The sequence below is a fragment of the Pseudoalteromonas sp. S3178 genome, assembly GCF_005886985.1.
GTDB classification, from domain to species: Bacteria; Pseudomonadota; Gammaproteobacteria; order Enterobacterales; family Alteromonadaceae; genus Pseudoalteromonas; species Pseudoalteromonas carrageenovora.
This window is the reverse complement of record NZ_PNCW01000213.1, coordinates 1-399: the sequence shown is the minus strand read 5'-3', so window position 1 is coordinate 399 and position 399 is coordinate 1. Positions and strand designations below refer to the sequence as shown.

At 45.6% G+C, this 399-nt stretch carries 1 protein-coding gene; it reads left to right on the top strand.

Translation table 11 applies throughout. The annotated features are described in order from the left end of the window. Positions 1–399 (top strand): aromatic amino acid lyase (locus CWC11_RS20675; protein WP_138684169.1); only part of this gene is annotated, 399 nt, incomplete at both ends.

Genomic DNA, 399 nt, shown 5'->3' with positions numbered 1-399 from the left:
AATCAAGAAGATATATACGGCGTGACGACTGGTTTTGGTAACTCAGCAAGTAACCGTATTTCGACTTCTCTCTCTGAAGAATTACAACAAAACCTCATTGCTTATCATGGCTGTGGCGTTGGTGATTACCTTTCAGAGTCTGATTGTGCCGCGACTTTATTGATCCGCATGAACTGCAATGCCAAAGGCTTTTCAGGCGTTAGTTGGGAATTGCTGGCGCAGATGGAAACCTTCCTAAACATCCGCATCATCCCAGCTATCCCTTCTATGGGTTCTGTGGGTGCGAGTGGCGACTTAACACCACTTTCTTATGTCGGTGCCGCACTTGGTGGTAAGCGTAAAGTGTACTATCAAGGACAACTGCGTGAAACCGCTGAAGTATTAGAAGAGCTAAACATT